Annotated in this window: 1 rRNA gene; it reads left to right on the forward strand. The window is 50.5% G+C overall.

Features of this window, described 5'->3' with window-relative positions:
• Positions 1-63 precede the first annotated feature (63 nt).
• Positions 64-2,958: ribosomal RNA gene (locus tag BAU17_RS13535) — 23S ribosomal RNA — on the forward strand; the annotation flags it as partial.

Genomic DNA, 2,958 nt, shown 5'->3' on the forward strand with positions numbered 1-2,958 from the left:
TTTTCTTGATAAATCTTCTATCGCTAGAAGTAATTTATCAAAACCCAACCGCAAGGTTGATAAGGTTAAGTGAATAAGGGCGCACGGTGGATGCCTTGGCACTAGGAGCCGATGAAGGACGGGACGAACACCGATATGCTTTGGGGAGCTGTAAGTAAGCTTTGATCCAGAGATTTCCGAATGGGGGAACCCAGCATCTTTGATAGGATGTTACTTAGCAGTGAATACATAGCTGTTAAGAGGTAGACGCAGAGAACTGAAACATCTAAGTACCTGCAGGAAGAGAAAGAAAATTCGATTCCCTGAGTAGCGGCGAGCGAAACGGGAAAAGCCCAAACCAAGATGCTTGCATCTTGGGGTTGTAGGACTCCGATATGGTAGTCTTTTTAGCTAGTCGAACAACTTGGAAAAGTTGGCCAGAGTGGGTAAAAGCCCCGTAGACGAAAGGTAAAAAGCACCTAGGAGGATCCTGAGTACGGCGGAACACGAGGAATTCCGTCGGAATCCGGGAGGACCATCTCCCAAGGCTAAATACTCCCTAGTGACCGATAGTGAACCAGTACCGTGAGGGAAAGGTGAAAAGCACCCCGGAAGGGGAGTGAAATAGAACCTGAAACCGTGTGCCTACAACAAGTTAAAGCCCGTTAATGGGTGATAGCGTGCCTTTTGTAGAATGAACCGGCGAGTTACGATTGCATGCGAGGTTAAGTTGAAGAGACGGAGCCGCAGCGAAAGCGAGTCTGAATAGGGCGAATGAGTATGTAGTCGTAGACCCGAAACCATGTGATCTACCCATGTCCAGGTTGAAGGTGCGGTAAAACGCACTGGAGGACCGAACCCACGTACGTTGAAAAGTGCGGGGATGAGGTGTGGGTAGCGGAGAAATTCCAAACGAACTTGGAGATAGCTGGTTCTCTCCGAAATAGCTTTAGGGCTAGCGTCGAAGTTGAGAATGATGGAGGTAGAGCACTGTTTGGACTAGGGGCCCATCTCGGGTTACCGAATTCAGATAAACTCCGAATGCCATTCATTCATATTCGGCAGTCAGACTGTGAGTGATAAGATCCATAGTCGAAAGGGAAACAGCCCAGACCACCAGCTAAGGTCCCAAAATAACTATTAAGTGGAAAAGGATGTGGGGTTGCACAGACAACTAGGATGTTGGCTTAGAAGCAGCCATCATTTAAAGAGTGCGTAATAGCTCACTAGTCGAGTGACCCTGCGCCGAAAATGTACCGGGGCTAAATAGTTTACCGAAGCTGTGGAGTGCATCGAAGATGCATTGGTAGGAGAGCGTTCTAAGGGCGTTGAAGGTAGATCGTGAGGACTACTGGAGCGCTTAGAAGTGAGAATGCCGGTATGAGTAGCGAAAGACAGGTGAGAATCCTGTCCACCGTATGACTAAGGTTTCCTGGGGAAGGCTCGTCCGCCCAGGGTTAGTCGGGACCTAAGCCGAGGCCGAAAGGCGTAGGCGATGGACAACAGGTTGATATTCCTGTACCCGTTGCTTTTGTTTGAACAATGGAGGGACGCAGGAGGCTAAGGAAAGCAGACGATTGGAAATGTCTGTCCAAGCAACGAGTCTGAGTGAGAGTCAAATGCTTTCATTCGCGACGGATGAGTTGTGATGGGGAGGGAAATAATAGTACCGAAGTTCCTGATGTCACACTGCCAAGAAAAGCTTCTAGTGAGAAAGTAACGGCCCGTACCGCAAACCGACACAGGTAGTCGAGGAGAGTATCCTAAGGTGAGCGAGAGAACTCTCGTTAAGGAACTCGGCAAAATGACCCCGTAACTTCGGGAGAAGGGGTGCTGCTCTACGAGCAGCCGCAGTGAATAGGCCCAAGCGACTGTTTATCAAAAACACAGGTCTCTGCAAAATCGAAAGATGACGTATAGGGGCTGACGCCTGCCCGGTGCTGGAAGGTTAAGAGGAGTGCTTAGCGCAAGCGAAGGTACGAATTGAAGCCCCAGTAAACGGCGGCCGTAACTATAACGGTCCTAAGGTAGCGAAATTCCTTGTCGGGTAAGTTCCGACCCGCACGAAAGGCGTAACGATTTGGGCACTGTCTCAACGAGAGACTCGGTGAAATTTTAGTACCTGTGAAGATGCAGGTTACCCGCGACAGGACGGAAAGACCCCATGGAGCTTTACTGTAGTTTGATATTGAGTGTCTGTACCGCATGTACAGGATAGGTAGGAGCCGTAGAAATCGGGACGCTAGTTTCGATGGAGGCAATGGTGGGATACTACCCTTGCGTTATGGCCACTCTAACCCGCACCACTAATCGTGGTGGGAGACAGTGTCAGATGGGCAGTTTGACTGGGGCGGTCGCCTCCTAAAGAGTAACGGAGGCGCCCAAAGGTTCCCTCAGAATGGTTGGAAATCATTCGAAGAGTGTAAAGGCAGAAGGGAGCTTGACTGCGAGAGCTACAACTCGAGCAGGGACGAAAGTCGGGCTTAGTGATCCGGTGGTTCCGCATGGAAGGGCCATCGCTCAACGGATAAAAGCTACCCTGGGGATAACAGGCTTATCTCCCCCAAGAGTCCACATCGACGGGGAGGTTTGGCACCTCGATGTCGGCTCGTCGCATCCTGGGGCTGTAGTCGGTCCCAAGGGTTGGGCTGTTCGCCCATTAAAGCGGCACGCGAGCTGGGTTCAGAACGTCGTGAGACAGTTCGGTCCCTATCCGTCGCGGGCGTTGGAAATTTGAGAGGAGCTGTCCTTAGTACGAGAGGACCGGGATGGACTTACCGCTGGTGTACCAGTTGTCTCGCCAGAGGCATCGCTGGGTAGCTATGTAGGGAAGGGATAAACGCTGAAAGCATCTAAGTGTGAAGCCCACCTCAAGATGAGATTTCCCATTTCTTTAAGAAAGTAAGAACCCTGAAAGATGATCAGGTAGATAGGTCAGAAGTGGAAGTGCAGTGATGTACGGAGCGGACTGATACTAAT

Source organism: Candidatus Enterococcus willemsii (genome assembly GCF_009933335.1).
Classification (GTDB): domain Bacteria; phylum Bacillota; class Bacilli; order Lactobacillales; family Enterococcaceae; genus Enterococcus_F; species Enterococcus_F willemsii.